Origin of the sequence: Asanoa iriomotensis, from assembly GCF_016862515.1 — a bacterium.
Classification (GTDB): Bacteria; Actinomycetota; Actinomycetes; order Mycobacteriales; family Micromonosporaceae; genus Asanoa; species Asanoa iriomotensis.
In genome coordinates, this window is sequence record NZ_BONC01000027.1 from 46,522 (window position 1) to 61,546 (window position 15,025).

At 69.9% G+C, this 15,025-nt stretch carries 12 protein-coding genes and 1 pseudogene; 11 read left to right on the forward strand and 2 right to left on the reverse strand.

Translation table 11 applies throughout. The features are described 5' to 3' along the window. Positions 1 to 1,107, forward strand: coding sequence for a 1,2-phenylacetyl-CoA epoxidase subunit PaaE (gene paaE, locus Air01nite_RS19945; protein WP_203704197.1), 1,107 nt, complete (start codon positions 1 to 3; stop codon positions 1,105 to 1,107). On the opposite strand, the gene Air01nite_RS19950 is transcribed toward paaE, so the two are convergent. Together Air01nite_RS19950 and Air01nite_RS19955 are read right to left on the reverse strand one after the other, a co-directional pair. After that, entirely contained in the window at positions 1,095 to 1,916 is an 822-nt protein-coding gene (locus Air01nite_RS19950; RefSeq protein WP_203704198.1) for an SWIM zinc finger family protein, read from the reverse strand. The two genes, paaE and Air01nite_RS19950, sit on opposite strands and share 13 nt — an antisense overlap. Then, positions 1,916 to 4,747 carry a DEAD/DEAH box helicase gene (locus Air01nite_RS19955; protein WP_203704199.1) on the reverse strand — a complete coding sequence of 944 codons (2,832 nt, stop codon included), beginning with the start codon at positions 4,745 to 4,747 and terminating at the stop codon, positions 1,916 to 1,918. Before Air01nite_RS19955 ends, Air01nite_RS19950 begins: the two co-directional genes overlap by 1 nt. 86 nt (positions 4,748 to 4,833) lie before the next feature. On the opposite strand from Air01nite_RS19955, the gene mqnC reads away from it, so the two are divergent. From mqnC to nuoE, 10 genes and pseudogenes are all read left to right on the forward strand, one after another. After that, positions 4,834 to 6,024 (forward strand): cyclic dehypoxanthinyl futalosine synthase, encoded by a 1,191-nt coding sequence (gene mqnC / locus Air01nite_RS19960; RefSeq protein ID WP_203704200.1) that lies wholly within the window; start codon positions 4,834 to 4,836, stop codon positions 6,022 to 6,024. Positions 6,025 to 6,345: 321 nt separating this feature from the next. After that, entirely contained in the window at positions 6,346 to 7,533 is a 1,188-nt protein-coding gene (locus Air01nite_RS19965) for a cell wall anchor protein (RefSeq protein WP_203704201.1), read from the forward strand. A 184-nt stretch (positions 7,534 to 7,717) separates the two neighbouring features. Next, entirely contained in the window at positions 7,718 to 8,857 is a 1,140-nt protein-coding gene (locus Air01nite_RS19970) for an LPXTG cell wall anchor domain-containing protein (protein ID WP_203704202.1), read from the forward strand. Between the two features lie 64 nt (positions 8,858 to 8,921). Then, positions 8,922 to 9,614, forward strand: coding sequence for a demethylmenaquinone methyltransferase (locus Air01nite_RS19975; protein WP_203704203.1), 693 nt, complete (start codon positions 8,922 to 8,924; stop codon positions 9,612 to 9,614). A 175-nt stretch (positions 9,615 to 9,789) separates the two neighbouring features. After that, on the forward strand, positions 9,790 to 11,073 hold the full coding sequence (locus tag Air01nite_RS19980) for a geranylgeranyl reductase family protein (protein WP_203704204.1): 1,284 nt from the start codon (positions 9,790 to 9,792) through the stop codon (positions 11,071 to 11,073). A gap of 94 nt (positions 11,074 to 11,167) precedes the next feature. After that, positions 11,168 to 11,533: an NADH-quinone oxidoreductase subunit A gene (locus Air01nite_RS19985; RefSeq protein ID WP_203704205.1), complete on the forward strand. Its 366-nt coding sequence runs from the start codon at positions 11,168 to 11,170 to the stop codon at positions 11,531 to 11,533. Between the two features lie 16 nt (positions 11,534 to 11,549). Beyond that, on the forward strand, positions 11,550 to 12,224 hold the full coding sequence (locus Air01nite_RS19990; protein WP_203704206.1) for a NuoB/complex I 20 kDa subunit family protein: 675 nt from the start codon (positions 11,550 to 11,552) through the stop codon (positions 12,222 to 12,224). Between the two features lie 23 nt (positions 12,225 to 12,247). After that, the gene (locus Air01nite_RS19995) at positions 12,248 to 12,997 is read left to right on the forward strand and encodes an NADH-quinone oxidoreductase subunit C (protein WP_203704247.1); all 750 of its coding nucleotides are present in this window, start codon (positions 12,248 to 12,250) and stop codon (positions 12,995 to 12,997) included. Further along, positions 12,994 to 14,322, forward strand: a complete 1,329-nt coding sequence (locus Air01nite_RS20000; RefSeq protein ID WP_203704208.1) for an NADH-quinone oxidoreductase subunit D — start codon at positions 12,994 to 12,996, stop codon at positions 14,320 to 14,322. The genes Air01nite_RS19995 and Air01nite_RS20000 overlap by 4 nt, the downstream gene beginning before the upstream one ends. Beyond that, a pseudogene (gene nuoE / locus Air01nite_RS20005) lies at positions 14,319 to 15,023 on the forward strand (NADH-quinone oxidoreductase subunit NuoE); the annotation flags it as partial. The gene Air01nite_RS20000 and the pseudogene nuoE, both read left to right, overlap by 4 nt. Between the last annotated feature and the right edge of the window lie 2 nt (positions 15,024 to 15,025).

A 15,025-nucleotide genomic window follows, 5' to 3' on the forward strand; every position in this document is an offset into this window, starting at 1 on the left:
ATGAGCGTGACGATCAGCCGACCGACCCGCCGGCGCCCGGTGTTCCACCCCCTGCCCGTCGCGGCCGTCGACCGGCTCACCGACGACGCGGTCGCGATCACCTTCGCGGTGCCCGCGGAGCTGCGCGACCAGTTCGCCTTCCGGGCCGGGCAACACCTCACCGTGCGCAAGCCGGACGACGGTGACGCGCGGCGCTCGTACTCCATCTGCTCGACACCCGCCGAGTTGGCGAGTGCGGGTCTGCTCCGGATCGGTGTCAAGGAGATCCCCGGCGGGGTGTTCTCCAGCTACGCGGCCACCGCGCTGCGGCGTGGCGACGCGATCGAGGTGATGCCGCCGCTGGGCAAGTTCACGTCGGCATTCGAGCCGGGCCGACGGCGGCACTACGGCGCGATCGCCGCCGGGTCGGGCATCACGCCGGTGCTGTCGCTGGTCGCCACGGCGCTCGCCGTCGAGGACGACAGCCGGTTCACCCTGCTCTACGGCAACCGCTACGCGCGCAGCGTGATGTTCGCCGACGAGCTGGGCGACCTCAAGGACCGGTACGCCGCCCGGCTGCACCTGGTGCACGTGCTCTCCCAGGAGCCCGGCGAGTCCGAGCTGCTCTCGGGCCGGATCGACGCGGACCGGCTGGCCCGGCTGCTCGACGTGCTGGTGCCCGCGAGCACCGTCGACGAGTGGTTCCTGTGCGGGCCGTACGGGCTGGTCACCGACGCCCGCAACGTGCTCGCCAACCGTGGCGTCCCCGGCGGGGCAGTGCACACCGAGCTGTTCCACGTCGACGACGTGCCCGAGCCGCCCCGCCGCCCGAGCACCGCCGACGACGCCGCGCCGGTCGAGGTCTCCGTGCTGCTCGACGGCCGGGTCTCGACGCTGCGGATGCGCCGCGACGAGCGGGTCCTGGACGCGGCGCTGCGGGTGCGCTCCGAGCTGCCGTTCGCCTGCAAGGGCGGAGTCTGCTCGACCTGCCGGGCCCGGATCGTCGAGGGCGAGGTCACGATGGCCCGCAACTACGCGCTGGAGCCCGACGAGGTGGCCCGCGGCTACGTGCTCACCTGCCAGTCGAGCCCGGTCAGCGACAAGCTGGTCGTCGACTACGACGGCTGATCGTCGCCGAGCCCCCGGTAGACCGGGCGGAGCAGGTCGACCAGCGGGATGTGCCGCACCTTCACCGGCGGCGGTTCGAGCACGCGCAGCAACAGCTCGGGCGGCGCGGTCGCACCGCCCGGGAGTTCCTTGAGTTTTGCCAGCGACGTGGTGGATTCGTAGAAGCCGTCGACGGTCAGCGGCCGGTCCGGCACGGCGAGGGGATCGGTCGGCGGTTCGTCGGCGGTCGGGCCGCGCAGAGCGCCGAGCAGCTCGTCGCGTGCCCGTCCCCGCCAGGCCAGCACGAGGAACGGGTCGTCGTCGAACGCCTCCGCGAGCAGGTAGAGCACCGCGGACAGGTGCTTGCACGGGAAGCCCCAGTCGGGGCAGGTGCAGCTCATGTCCAGGTCGGTCGGGAACAACGGCAGGCCGAGGTCGTCGAACACGGCCACGATCTGGGTCGGCATCTCACCGGCGAGCAGCTTGGCGCGGAACACCGCCTGGTTGGCCAGCGCGTCCTCGACCCGGGTCCAGGCGCCCTGGTCGTACACCGGAATCTTGACTTCGATCTGGTACGGCTCGGCGCGCGAACCCTGCACCCGCGAGCGCACCCGGCCGGGTTCGAGGTCGAGGTCGAGCACCTGCCCGGCGCGGGCGTAACGCCGGCCGCGCTCCAGGCGCCCCTTGTCGCAGATGCCCTCGAGGATGTCGATGAACCGGCGCGACCACCATTCCTCGCCGATCCGGCCGCGGCGCGAGCGGGCCTTGATGCCGCCCTCGACCTTGATCGCCTTGCCACCCTCGAACCAGCCGTCGGGACCGATCGGCATCAGCCCACCGCCTTCGGGTCGAGCGCGAACAGGTCGCGCAGCTCCTCGGTGGACAGCTCGGTCAGCCACTCCTCGCCGGTGCCCACGACCCGCTGGGCCAGCGCCTTCTTCCGCTCGATCAGCTCGTCGACCCGCTCCTCGATGGTGCCGGTGCAGACGAACTTGCGGACCTGGACGTTGCGGGCCTGCCCGATCCGGTACGCGCGGTCGGTCGCCTGATCCTCGACGGCGGGGTTCCACCACCGGTCGACGTGGATGACATGGTTGGCGGCGGTCAGGTTGAGTCCCGTGCCGGCGGCCTTGAGCGACAACAGGAAGATCATCGGCTCGGGGTCGGTCTGGAAGCGGTTGACCAACTCGTCCCGTCGCTGCTTCGACAGCCCGCCGTGCAGCCAGAGCACGGGTCGGTCGAGGTGGGCCGCCAGATAGGGCTGGAGCAGCGAGCCGAACTCGGCGTACTGGGTGAAGACCAGCGCCTTGTCGCCCTCTTCGACGATCTCCTCGGCCAACTCCTGCAGCCGGGCGAGCTTGCCGGACCGCCCGGCCAGCTTGGACCCGTCGCGCAACAGGTGGGCGGGGTGGTTGCAGACCTGCTTGAGCCGGGTCATGGCGGCCAGCACGTTGCCGCGCCGCTCGATGCCGGCGCTGGACCCGATCTTGTTCATCATGTCGTCGACGACGGCCTGGTAGAGCGCGGCCTGCTCGGGGGTGAGCGGGCACCAGACCTTCATCTCCAGCTTCTCGGGCAGGTCGGAGATGATGGTCTTGTCGGTCTTGAGGCGCCGCAAGACGAAGGGCCCGGTAGCCCGCTTCAACGCGGCCGCGGCATCCTCGTCCTGCCGCACCTCGATGGGCTCCTGATAGCGGCGGCGGAAGGTCTTGGCGGGCCCGAGCAGGCCGGGATTGGCAAAGTCCATGATGGACCAGAGCTCGGCGAGATGATTCTCGACGGGCGTGCCGGTGAGCGCGAGCCGCGTCCGCGCGGGAATGGCCCGCACGGCCTGCGACTGCCGCGTCCCGGAGTTCTTGATTGCCTGCGCCTCGTCGCAGACGACCCGCCCCCACTCGACTCCTTGCAACGCCTCGAGATCCCGCAACGCGGTGCCGTAGGTGGTGATCACGAGATCGGCACCCCCGAGCCGCTCCGCGTCCCGGGTGGCACCGTGATGCACATAGACATCAAGCGAAGGCGCGAACTTCTCGGCCTCCTTACGCCAGTTGCTGACGAGAGACATAGGACAGACAAGCAAAGTCGGGGAGACCGTTCCTCGTTCACGCTCGTTCACCAGCAGCGACAACGTCTGCGCCGTCTTGCCGAGCCCCATGTCGTCCGCGAGGATGCCGCCGATGCCTAGGCGCGTCAGGAAATCCAGCCACGAGAGGCCGCGTTCCTGGTACGGGCGCAGCGTTCCCTGGAAGGCCGCCGGTGTGCTGGTCGGGCGCAGGCGTTGGTCCGCGTCGCCTGAGAGGAGGTCGCCGAGCCAGCCGTCCGCGTCGACCGCTACCAGTGGCAGTTCCTCCTCGCCGCCCGCGGCGACCTGGCTCAGGACCTCGGCGATCGTCATCTCGCCCGAGCGGTGCTGCTCGACCGCGCGGATCGCGGCCGACAGCTGTCGGTCGTCGAACTCGACCCAGCGGCCCTTGACCCGCAGCAGCGGCACCTTCAAGCGGGCCAGGTCGTGCAGGTCCGCGGCGCTGATCTCCTCGTCGCCGGCCATCAGGTCGACCTTGAAGTCGACCAGTTGGTCCTTGCCGACGCCCTGTGCCGCGAGCGCCTTGCCGCCCGGCGACGACGACTTGGCCCGCGTGGTCAGCTTCAGGCCCAGGCTCTTGCGGCCCGCCCACGCCGGCAGCTGGACCCCGAAGCCCGCCGCCTGCAGGAGGGGCGCGGCGTGTCTTAGAAAGGTGTACGCCGCCGCCGTGTCCAGGAGGGTCTCCGTCGGCTGCGCCTCGCGCAGGGCCTCGTCGAGCGGCGGGAACAGGCGGACCGCGCGGCCCAGGCCGGCGAGCAGCGTCTCGTCCGGGCGGGCCGGCAGGCCGGGCACGCGCTGGCCGGCCCAGATCACGTCGGCGGGTACGTACAGCGACGGGTCGTCGACCGACTGCAGCGCGAACTCCAGGTCCCAGCGGTCCGTGGTCGGCAGCGGCTCGACCAGCCGGAAACAGACCCGGACCGGCTCGTTGGCCTGGTGCGCCGCGCGGTGCCAGGCGTCGAGGGCCGTACGCAGCGCGGCCAGCTCCGGGCGCTGTGCCGTCGTCGCCGTGACCGTCGGGTCGTCGGCGGTCAGCGCACGCATCCACCGGTCGGCGACCGGCGCCTTCGGGCCGGGGCGGTGGCCGAGCAGCAGGCGGTCGGGCAGCGCGCGCCGGGCGGCCGCGTCCGTGAAGGCGTCCAGCAGCTCGCGCAGCACGTCGCCGGGCGGGGGCGCGCCCAGCGACCGGACCGCGTCCGGCATCGCCGCCGCCAGCTCGCGGAACGCGGTGGCGTCCCGGCCCGTGAGCACCGGGCGCCAGCGGGCGGCGTGTGCGCCGTCCGCAGTGACCAGCCCCGGGAGCAGGCGGCCGCGGCGGAGCAGGCCTCGTGCGTACGCCGCGACCACCGCGAGGTAACGCAGGTCACCGCCGGGTGTCCAGTCGGGATCGTCGTCCGCCAGCAGGTCGAGGGCCTCGGCCGGCGACAGCAGCCGCGCCTCGACGGGCACCGGGGCCAGCGCGTCGTCGACCGGCAGCGTGAGCGTCAGTGTGGCCGGTTCGCCGGGAACGTCGGGTAGCGCGGTCTCGCCCCAGAGGCCCAACCGCCCGCCGGCCCAGACGCCGTGAACCACCTTCACCCCGACAAACCCCTTCTACGCGACGCTCGACACTACCCGCGCGGTCCACGCGGCTGCCTGTCCGGCGCGGGGCTAGGCTCGGTCCCGTGGAGAATCGGCGGGAGATCGACGACGCACTGCAACGAGGTGCCGACGGCGGGCGGATCACCGCCGAGGAGGCCTTGCTGCTTTACACCGAGGCGCCGTTCCATGCGCTGGGCGAGGCGGCCGACGCGGTGCGGCGCCGCCGTTACCCGGACGGCATCGTCACGTACCTGATCGACCGCAACATCAACTACACCAACGTCTGCGTGACGGCCTGCAAGTTCTGCGCCTTCTACCGGGCGCCGAAGCACGCGCAGGGCTGGACCCACCCGACGGAGGAGATCCTGCGCCGCTGCGGCGAGGCCGTCGAGCTGGGCGCGACGCAGGTGATGCTCCAGGGCGGACACCACCCGGAGTACGGCGTCGAGTACTACGAGGAGCTGTTCAGCTCGGTCAAGGCCGCGTACCCGCAGCTCGTCATCCACTCGATCGGGCCGTCCGAGATCCTGCACATGGCCAAGGTCTCCGGTGTCTCGCTGGACGAGGCGATCAGCCGGATCAAGGCAGCCGGCCTCGACTCCATCGCGGGCGCCGGCGCGGAGATGCTGCCCGACCGGCCGCGGCGGGCGATCGCCCCGCTCAAGGAGTCCGGCGCGCGCTGGCTCGAGGTCATGGAGATCGCGCACACGCTCGGCCTCGAGAGCACCGCCACCATGATGATGGGCACCGGCGAGACCAACGCCGAGCGGATCGAGCACCTGCGGATGATCCGCGACGTGCAGGACCGCACCCGCGGCTTCCGCGCCTTCATCCCGTGGACCTACCAGCCCGAGAACAACCACCTCAAGGGGCGCACGCAGGCCACGACGCTCGAATACCTGCGGCTGATCGCGGTCGCCCGGCTGTTCTTCGAGACCGTGCCCCACCTGCAGGCGTCCTGGTTGACCACCGGCAAGGACGTGGGCCAGCTCGCGCTGCACATGGGCGTCGACGACCTCGGTTCGATCATGTTGGAGGAGAACGTCATCTCTTCCGCCGGTGCGCGGCATCGGTCCAACTTGCACGAGCTGATCTGGATGATCCGATCCGCCGGCCGCATCCCGGCGCAACGGGACACGCTCTACAACCACCTGCGGGTGCACCACACACCGGCCGACGACCCGACCGACGACCGGGTGGTCTCGCACTTCTCGTCGATCGCGCTGCCCGGCGGTGGCGTCGGCACGGTCCTGCCGCTCGTCGACTCGCACTGAAAAACGTTTCAGCGAGGCCTTCGGCAACATTTCGGCAACGGTCAGCACACGAATCGTGCCGCCTGCTAGCGGGCGCTTTTCGGCGGTCGATAGCGTCCCTGACGTCGCTACGACGTAGGCGACCCTAAGCGGGCCCATGAGACGCCGACCGCCAGAGCGGTCGTACATATAGAGCCGAGGCGGGATGGGAAACCATCCCGCCTCGGCGTTTTCCGGCCGATCTGGGCCTAGCGCCGCGCCGACCCGCACGGTTACCGTGCGCTGTTCCCAGCCCCAGGTGCCACACAGGCATCATTCGCCTCACAGCCCCCAGAGGTTCAGATGAATTCGCGCTCGCGCGCCGCGCTCCTCCGCGCCGGTGCGGCCACGGCCATGGCGGTCGGCCTGGTCGCCGTCGCCGGACCGGCGTACGCCGCCGACGGCCCCAATGTGTCCGTCAACCCTGTCAGTTCGGTCATCGCGAAGGGCGTCAAGAAGGCCAACGCGAAGCCGTTCCAGGTGGATCTCCCCAACATCGGCAACGCCGATGCCACCGGGGTGACGGTCAAGCTCGACCTTTCCAAGCTCGCCGCCGGGGTCGGGTTCATCCGCCCGGACGGTTGTGAGAAGACCGGGCGGGCGAAGTTCACCTGCGCGGTCGGTGACATCCCGGCCGGTCAGGACGTCGTCTTCGGGGTGCCGCTGTTCAGCACCAAGGCCATGGTCACCGACGACGCCGGCTACTTCTCGGTCACCGCGGTCGTTCCCGGTGACTCCGACACCGAGGACAACAGCGCCGACGTCTACGTCAAGGTGGAGCGGAAGACCTACGACCTGACGGTCTGGGCGCAGGACGTCTACGCCGAGGTGGTCGCCGACGGCGACGAGGACGGCGAGGAGAAGAAGACTCCGGTGCCGCCGGGCGGCACGGCGCCGCTCGACTCGGCGATCTTCAACCACGGCAGCAAGCGCGTGGTCGGCCTCGCCTACTCGGTCGAGGTGCCGGCGGGTGTCTCCTTCGCGTCCGTGCCCGCGGACTGCTACGCCGTGGAGGCCGAGACCCCGACACTTTCCTGCGAGAACGACGAGGTCGTGTTGAAGCCGGGCGAGGTGTTCCTGCCGGGCCTCACGGTCAAGGTCGACCACGGCACCGCCGCTGGTACACACCCCGGCGGGCTGGTCTACGCGGTCGCGCTCGAGCCGGGCGCCGACGACGCGGAGCAGCCCGGCGACGAGGCGCGGATGGCGACCCAGGGTCAGCGTCGCGTGCTGTCCGACGCGGATCCCACCGACAACTGGGCCTTCTTCGACGTGTTCGTCGGGACCGCGCCGACGCAGGAGCCGAGCCCGTCGCCGAGCGAGCCCGGCAACCCGGGCAATCCGGGTGGCGGCAGCGGCGGTGGCGACGGCGGCCTGCCGGTGACCGGTCCGCAGACGGCGTTGATCGCCGGCGTCGGTGCGGCCGTCCTCGCCGGCGGCATCGTGCTGCTCCTGGCGTTGCGCCGGCGTCGCACGTTCTCCGCGGAGTAGGCCGCGCATCGTTTCTGGTCACTGGCCGATCACTGTGAGCTTGCTGTGAATCCACCGTTCGGTCAATGTCCCGAAGCCTTTAGGTTCTCTTAGGTTTCCAGCTCAGAACAGGGGCAGCGCGGCATGATCGCCAGCCGCTAACGTCCTCGCTCATATTCCCTTCCTTTACCCCCGGGGGACTTTCATGAAGCTTCGCAACCGCGCGCTGCTGCGCGCGGGCGTGGCCGCGGCAGCGGCGATCGCGGCGTCCACCGCGTTCGCCGCCCCGGCGTTGGCCGACGACACCGCCGACCTGGGCATCAAGCTCGACGGCACCACGATCGCGGCCAACGCCGAAGGCAAGTTCGCGGTCGTCTCGCTGTCGAACGCCGGCCCGAACGACGCGCACGGCATCACCGTCACGATCGACATCAGCGCACTCGACACCGAGAAGATCGACTTCATCGACGGTGAGTGCGACGACCCGGTCGAGGGCAAGGTCCTGTGTGGCATCGACGGCGACACCATCGAGGCCGGCGCCGAGTACGACTGGGACTTCCCGATCGTCAAGAAGGACGGCGCGACCGGCGACGCCGGCGAGATCACGGTCACGATCGAGCACGAGGGCACCGACCCGAACGAGAAGAACAACACCGCCAGCGCCAAGGTCGTGCTGAGCGAGGAGAGCGGCGCCGACCTGCGCGTCTACTCGCCGGACGTCTACACCTGGGACGAGGCGGCCAAGTCCTACACGGACGAGCCGGTCGCGCCGGGCGCGTCGTCGCGCGTGTTCGCCGAGGTGCTGAACATGGGTGACATGACCGCCAAGGGCCTGGCCTTCAAGGTCTCGCTGCCGGAGCACGTCACGTTCACGACGCCCGAGGACGAGTGCGACTTCAGCGCCGACAAGCGCGTCGCGACCTGCGACTACAACGATTTCGAGCTCAAGCCGTACGAGCTGGTGGAGGAGTTCAACTCGCTCTTCTACTGGGACATCAAGGTTGACGAGAGCGCGCCCGCCCCGTCGACCCTGCACGGCACGGTGACGGTCGCCGCGATCGACGAGGTCGAGATCGAGGCCCCGCCGGCGATCGCGCGGATGAACGCCCCGAAGGCCGCCGAGCTGCCGGAGCACTTCAAGGACATCGACAAGACCGACAACACCGACGACTTCGGCGTCTTCGTCGCCGAGGCCGGCGGCGAGGGTGGCGGCGGCGGCCTGCCCGTCACCGGCCCGGCTGCCGGCATCATCGGCGGCGTCGGTGGCGCGGTGGTCATCGCCGGTGCGGTGCTGTTCTTCCTGGCCCGGCGGCGTCGCGTCGTCACGGTGACCCCGGACGCGTAAGCCAAAGAGCAACAGGAACGGCCCGCTCCCACCCTGGGAGCGGGCCGTTTCATACAGTGGCCAGGTGACGCGAGCCAACCTGGACAAGCAGCCGCACGAGGTCGCCGAGATGTTCGACGGGGTGGCCGAGCGGTACGACCTGACCAACACCGTCCTCTCCTTCGGACAGGACCGCGGCTGGCGGAGGGCCACGCGGACCGCCCTCGACCTGCGAGCGGGGGAGAAGGTGCTCGACGTCGGCGCCGGCACCGGCGTCTCGACCGAGGAGCTCGGCCGGTCCGGTGCCTACGCGGTCGGCGCCGACCTCTCGATCGGCATGCTCCGCGCCGGCCGGCACACCCGGCCGACCGTTCCGCTGCTGGCCGGCGACGCGCTGGCCCTGCCGTTCGCGGACGCGACCTTCGACGCGGTCACGATCTCCTTCGCGCTGCGCAACGTGGTCGACACCAGGGCCGCCCTGCGTGAGCTGGCCCGGGTCACCCGTCCCGGCGGCCGGCTGGTGGTCTGTGAGTTCAGCCACCCGACCAACTTCACGTTCCGCACCATCTACCTTTCGTATCTGATGCGGTCACTGCCCGCAGTCGCCCGGCGGGTGTCCAGCAACCCGGACGCGTACGTCTACCTCGCCGAGTCGATCCAGACGTGGCCCAACCAGCAAGATCTCGCGACCCGCATCCAGGAGGCCGGATGGGGTGCCGTGGGCTGGAGAAACCTGTCTGCCGGGATCGTCGCGCTGCACCGCGCAACCCGTATGTGAAGATTATCCGCTTTGCGAATCGGACATCGATCGACAACTCGGTTTCGGGCCCGGGGTTAGGTATACCTAACCGGCCGCCCGCAGTATCCCCGGTTCTAGACTCCACCCGATGAGCTTGTGAAGCATTTCACGAGCCTGCGAGGAGCGAAAACCGGCATCCGAGGGGGAAATCGTGGTGGCCGCCAGCAGGGACAACGACGCCGACGTCATCGTCGTCGGCGCGGGACCGGGTGGCTCCACGACGGCGTACCACCTGGCGCGGCACGGCGTACGCGTGCTGGTCCTGGAGAAGTCGCAGTTCCCGCGGGAGAAGGTCTGCGGTGACGGGCTGACCCCGCGCGCGGTCAAGCAGCTCATCAAGCTCGGCCTGACCGCCGACGGCACGTTCGAAGAGCAGGGCTGGCTGACCAACAAGGGCCTGCGGGTGATCGGCGGCGGCGTGCGCCTCGAGCTCGACTGGCCCGACCTCGCCAGCTTCCCCAACTACGGGCTCGTGCGCACCCGCCACGACTTCGACGACCTGCTCGCCAAGCAGGCCGTGAAGGTCGGCGCCGACCTGCGCACCGGCTACACCGTCACCGGCCCGGTCCGCGAGGACACCGGCCGCGTCGTGGGCGTGATCGCCGAGTCCGAAGGCGGGGAGCAGCACACGTTCCGCGCCCCGCTGGTCATCTCCGCCGACGGCGTCTCCGGCCGTTTCCCGCTCTCGATGGGCCTCGCCAAGCGCGAGGACCGGCCGATCGGCGTCGCGGTGCGCCGCTACTACCACTCGCCGGCCCGGCACGACGACGACTACCTCGAGTCCTGGCTCGAGCTGCGCAGCAAGGAGGGCGGCGACAAGCTGCTCCCCGGCTACGGCTGGATCTTCGGCATGGGCGACGGCCGGGTCAACGTCGGCCTAGGCGTGCTCAACTCGTCGGCCGCGTTCGGCAAGACCAACTACCGGCGCATGCTCACCGAGTGGCTCGGCGCCACCCCGCCCGAGTGGGGCATGGCCGACGAGGCCAACGCCGACGGCCCGATCCTCGGCGCCGCGCTGCCGATGGGCTTCAACCGCGTGCCGCACTACACCCGGGGCGTGCTGCTGGTCGGCGACTCCGGCGGCATGGTCAACCCGTTCAACGGCGAGGGCATCGCGTACGCGATGGAGTCCGGCGAGCTCGCCGCGGAGGTGGTGGCGCAGGCGCTCGGCCGCACGGGTGCGGACCGCGAGCGCGCGCTGGCCGCCTATCCGGCCGAGCTGAAGGCCCGCTACGGCGGCTATTACCGGCTCGGCAACATCTTCGTGAAGATGATCGGCAACCCGCAGATCATGCGCATCGCCACCAAGCACGGGATGCCGCACCCGACGCTGATGCGGTTCGTTCTCAAACTGCTGGCAAACCTGACGGATCCCCGCGGTGGCGACGCGATGGACCGCGTCATCAACGCGATGACCAAGGTGGTGCCGGCGGCATGAGCACAAGACCCCGCCGGGCGGGGGCCTACACAACGGTGAATACTCAGACGCTGATTCTCGACAGAGGGCAGGAAAGGACGAGCAGGGGAAGATCATGACGCTCTCGCCGTACGTACCGATCCTGGGGCTGCTGGCCCTGGCTGCCTTCTTCGCGCTGTTCTCCGTGGCCTCAGCGCGCATCGCCGGCCCACGCCGTTACAACCGCGCCAAACTCGACGCGTACGAGTGCGGCATCGAACCAAGCCCGCAGCCCGTTGGCGGCGGCCGGTTCCCGATCAAGTTCTACCTGACGGCGATGCTGTTCATCGTCTTCGACATCGAAATCATCTTCCTGTACCCGTGGGCGGTCAGCTTCGACTCGCTCGGCCTCTTCGGGTTCGTCGAGATGGTCATGTTCATCGGCACCGTGTTCATCGCCTACGCCTATGTCTGGCGTCGCGGCGGCCTGGACTGGGACTGAAGGGAGGCACGCCAGCATGGGCATCGAAGAGAAACTCCCCGCGGGCGTCCTGCTCACCTCCGTGGAGAAGCTGGTCAACTGGTCCCGCAAGTCGTCGGTCTGGGGCGCGACGTTCGGCCTCGCCTGCTGCGCGATCGAGATGATGGCGGCCGGCGGCCCGCACTACGACATGGGCCGCTGGGGCATGGAGGTGTTCCGCGCCTCGCCCCGTCAGGCCGACCTGATGATCGTGGCCGGCCGGGTGTCGCAGAAGATGGCGCCCGTGCTGCGGCAGATCTACGACCAGATGGCGGAGCCGCGCTGGGTGCTCTCCATGGGCGTCTGCGCGAGCAGCGGCGGCATGTTCAACAACTACGCGATCGTCCAGGGCGTCGACCACGTCGTGCCCGTCGACATGTACCTGCCCGGCTGCCCGCCGCGGCCGGAGATGCTCATCGACGCGATCCTCAAGCTGCGCGAGAAGATCATGCACGAGCCGCTCGGCCCCAACGGCCGCAAGATGCTCGAGCAGCGCAAGGAGCGGGGTGACGTGCCGGTCGTGCCGTACGGCTCGATGCCTTCCTCCTACCGCAACGACAAGGCCCGGCGGGCCGAGTGGACCGAGGCGGTCCGCGAGGGCCGCGAGGAGCAGTTGCGGATCGAGAACTGGATGAAGCAGGAACGACACCTCCAGGGAGGTGGACGGTGGTGACCACCTCGCCGGACAAAGACCCGGTGACCAACCAGACCCCGAGCCAGCCGGGCGCCAAGCCGGGCGGAGGCGTGCCCGTGCAGGCCACTCCGGCCGGTGCGCACACCGGTGCGCCGGCTGAGCTGCCGCCGTCCTCTGTGGCCGGTCGTGGCATGTTCGGCATCCAGGGCTCCGGCGACACCTCCGGCTTCGGCGGCCTGGTCCGCCGGCGGGTCGGTGCCGGTGGCAGCGAGCGGCCGTACGGGAGCTACTTCGACGAGGTCTACGACGCGCTCGAAGAGGCGTTCCCGGGGCTCGACGACGCCATCGAGAAGGTGGTCGTCGACCGCGGCGAGCTGACCCTGCACGTCAAGGCCGAGCGGATCGCCGAGGTCGCCCGCACGATGCGCGACGACGAGTCGCTGCGCTTCGAGCTCTGCTCCTCGGTGTCCGGTGTGGACTATCTCGGTGCCGACGAGCGCCGGCTGCACGTGACCTACCACCTCGCCTCGATGACCTATCGGCGGCGGGTGCGGCTCGAGGTCGCGGTCGGCACCGACGACCCGCGCGTGCCGACGGTCACGCAGGTCTACCCGACCGCCGACTGGCAGGAGCGCGAGACCTACGACATGTTCGGGGTCGTCTTCGAGGGCCACCCCGGTCTGACCCGGATCCTCATGCCGGACGACTGGGAGGGCTACCCGCAACGCAAGGACTACCCGCTCGGCGGGGTTCCGGTGGAATACAAGGGCGCCGAGATCCCACCGCCCGACCGGCGGAGGAGCTACCAGTGACAACCAACCCGAGCTACGCCCCTGAGCGCGACACCTCCGAGGGCAAGGTCTTCACCGTTACGGGCGGCGACTGGGACACCGTCGTCGGCGCCGCGGATCCGGTCAGCGACGAGCGACTCATCGTCAACATGGGCCCGCAGCACCCGTCGACGCACGGCGTGCTGCGCCTGATCCTCGAGCTCGAGGGTGAGACGGTCCGCGAGATGCGTTCGGTCGTCGGCTACCTGCACACCGGCATCGAGAAGAACATCGAGTACCGCAACTGGGTGCAGGGCACGACGTTCGTGACCCGGATGGACTACCTCTCGCCGATCTTCAACGAGACTGCCTACAGCCTCGCGGTGGAGAAGCTCCTCGGCATCGAGGACGAGATCACCGAGCGGGCCACCACCATCCGCGTGCTGATGATGGAGCTCAACCGGATCTCGTCGCACCTGGTCTGGCTGGCCACGACCGGCATGGAGCTGGGCGCCATCTCGATCATGTTGTACGGCTTCCGCGAGCGCGAGTACATCCTCGAGATCTTCGAGATGATCTCGGGCCTGCGGATGAACATGGCCTACGTGCGCCCGGGCGGCGTGGCGCAGGACGTGCCGGACAGCGCGGTCGCGAAGATCCGCGAGTTCCTGAAGGTCATGCCGAAGCGCCTCAAGGAATACGAGGACCTGCTCTCGGGGCAGCCCATCTGGATCGAGCGGACGCAGGGCGTCGCCGTGCTCGACGTGACCGGCTGCATCTCGCTCGGCGTCACCGGCCCGGTGCTCCGCTCGGCCGGCCTGCCGTGGGACCTGCGCAAGACCATGCCGTACTGCGGCTACGAGAACTACGAGTTCGACGTGCCCACCTCGACCGACGCCGACGTGTGGGGTCGCTACCAGGTGCGGCTCGCCGAGATCCGCGAGTCCCTGAAGATCATCGAGCAGGCCCTCGAGCGGCTCCGGCCCGGCCCGATCATGGTCGCCGACAAGAAGATCGCGTGGCCGGCACAGCTCGCCATCGGCGTCGACGGTCTCGGCAACTCGCTGGAGCATGTCGCCAAGATCATGGGTCAGTCGATGGAGTCGCTGATCCACCACTTCAAGCTCGTCACGGAAGGCTTCCGGGTGCCGCCCGGCCAGGTCTACGTGGCGATCGAGGGCCCGCGCGGGGAGTTGGGCGCCCACGCGGTGTCCGACGGCGGCACCCGGCCCTACCGGGTGCACTTCCGCGAGCCCAGCTTCGTGAACCTGCAAGCGCTTCCCGCGATGGCCGAAGGCGGCCTGATCGCCGACGTCATCGCCGGCGGCGCCTCGCTGGACCCGGTGATGGGTGGGTGTGACCGATGACGACGCCAACGACGGTCTTCGACGAGGAGATCCGGCAGCGGGCCCGGGAGATACTGGCCCGCTACCCGGCCGACCGCACCCGGTCCGCCCTGCTGCCGCTGCTGCACCTCGTGCAGTCCGTCGAAGGGCACGTCTCGCCGGCCGGTGTGGAGTTCTGCGCCGAGGTGCTCGGCATCAACAAGGCCCAGGTCGGTGCGGTCGCGTCGTTCTACACGATGTACAAGCGCCGCCCGACCGGTGACTGGCTGGTCAGCGTCTGCACCAACACGATGTGCAACGTGCTCGGCGGCCAGGAGGTCTACGACACGCTCAGCGAGCACCTGGGCGTCGGGCACGACGAGACCACCGGCGACGGCTCGATCACGCTCGAGCACGCCGAATGCCTGGCCGCGTGCGACTACGGCCCGGTCATGACGGTCAACTACGACTTCTTCGACAACGTGACCCCCGGGTCGGCGACGGACCTGGTCGACGACCTCCGCCGGGGCAACCGCCCGCAGCCCAGCCGCGGCGCCCGGCTCTGCACGCTCAAGGAGATGTCGCTCCAGCTGGCCGGTTTCCCGGACACCCGGGACGACGCGGTCGCCGACGGAGTGCCGGGTGAACCGACGCTGCGCGGCCTGCAACTCGCACAGCAGCACGGCATCGCGGTCGCGGGGTTCAACCCGGACACCCCGATCAAGAAGGCCGGCGCCAAGGAGGA